The organism is Streptococcus sp. GMD4S (assembly GCF_000296955.1).
The window spans coordinates 1-1,766 of sequence record NZ_AJRE01000195.1; the positions used below are offsets into that span (position 1 = coordinate 1).

Here is a 1,766-nt window from a genome sequence, read left to right on the forward strand (position 1 = left end):
TTTTAGTTACTTTACAAAAAAGGAGTTAAAGTTCTTGCAATCATTCTAATCGGATTTTTAAGTGGTGCCTTAGGAAGTTTCGTAACATTGCAACTTTATCAAAAACAAGGAAATCAAGCTACGAATAATAATTCTGGCACTGTCACTCAAACATCCTATAAAAATGAAAATTCAACCACTCAAGCAGTAAATAAAGTTAAGGATGCTGTTGTCTCAATCATTACTTATTCTTCTTCTAGCAGTAGACAAAGTAGTGTATTTAATGCTGATGACACTAACTCTGATTCAGACAATCAACAAATCGCAAGTGAGGGATCAGGTGTCATCTATAAAAAGGATGATAAAGATGCCTATCTTGTAACTAATACTCACGTTATCAATGGAGCTTCAAAAGTTGATATCCGCTTAGCAGATGGTACCAAGGTTCCTGGTGAAATTGTCGGATCTGATACCTTCTCTGATATTGCTGTCGTTAAAATTTCTTCAGAAAAAGTTACAACAGTGGCAGAATTTGGGGATTCAAGTCAACTTAGTGTTGGAGAAACAGCGATTGCTATCGGTAGTCCTCTAGGTTCAGAATATGCTAATACAGTTACACAGGGGATTATTTCAAGTCTTAATCGAAATGTTTCTCTAAAATCTGAAGATGGTCAAGCTATTTCAACAAAAGCCATTCAAACAGATACAGCCATTAACCCTGGTAACTCTGGTGGTCCACTTGTAAACATTCAAGGACAAGTAATTGGTATTACATCAAGTAAAATTGCAAGTAATGGTGGAACATCTGTAGAAGGTCTTGGTTTTGCAATTCCTTCAAACGATGCACAAAATATCATTAAACAGCTTGAAAGTGATGGTAAAGTAACTCGTCCTGCTCTTGGAATTCAAATGGTTAATCTATCAAATGTTGGAGCTAGTGATCTTAGAAAACTTAACATTCCAAGTGGTCTCACTTCAGGTGTAGTTGTTCGATCTGTTCAAAACAATATGCCAGCAAATGGACATCTTCAAAAATATGATGTCATTACCAAAGTTGATGACAAAGAGATTGCCTCATCAACAGACCTACAACATGCTCTTTACAATCATGCTATCGGAGATACTATCAAAGTAACCTACTACCGTAACGGTAAGGAGGAAACAACCTCAATTAAACTAGATAAGAATTCTAGTGATTTAGAGTCTTAATTGACATCAGTGTAAAGAAAACTTTACAGAAAGTAAAAGATATGTTAGTGTAGAATCATGGAAAAATTTGAAATGATTTCTATCTCTGAAATACAAAAGAATCCTTACCAACCTCGAAAAGAATTTGATGTAGAAAAATTAAAGGAATTGGCTCAGTCAATCAAAGAAAATGGGCTCATCCAACCAATCATCGTTCGTCAATCTCCTGTAATTGGTTATGAAATCCTTGCAGGAGAGAGACGATATCGGGCTTCTCTCTTAGCTGGTCTTACTTCTATTCCAGCCGTTGTAAAGCACCTCTCAGATCAGGAAATGATGATTCAGTCTATCATTGAGAATTTGCAGAGAGAAAATTTAAATCCTGTTGAAGAAGCACGCGCCTACGAATCTTTAGTAGAAAAAGGATTTACTCACACTGAGATAGCAGATAAAATGGGGAAATCTCGTCCTTATATCACTAATTTTATTCGTTTGCTTTCCCTACCAGAATATATCTTAACTGAAGTAGAAAATGGAAAAATTTCTCAAGCGCATGCACGTTCACTAGTTGGTTTGGACAAAGAGCAGCAAGACTATTT

At 35.8% G+C, this 1,766-nt stretch carries 2 protein-coding genes; both read left to right on the top strand.

Annotated features, from left to right (window positions below):
• The first annotated feature begins 39 nt into the window (after nt 1-39).
• Complete coding sequence (locus tag GMD4S_RS08555; RefSeq protein ID WP_044130078.1) at nt 40-1,188, top strand: S1C family serine protease; 1,149 nt, start codon at nt 40-42, stop codon at nt 1,186-1,188.
• Between the two features lie 57 nt (nt 1,189-1,245).
• Nucleotides 1,246-1,766 (top strand): ParB/RepB/Spo0J family partition protein (locus tag GMD4S_RS08560; protein ID WP_000410361.1); only part of this gene is annotated, 521 nt, incomplete at its 3' end.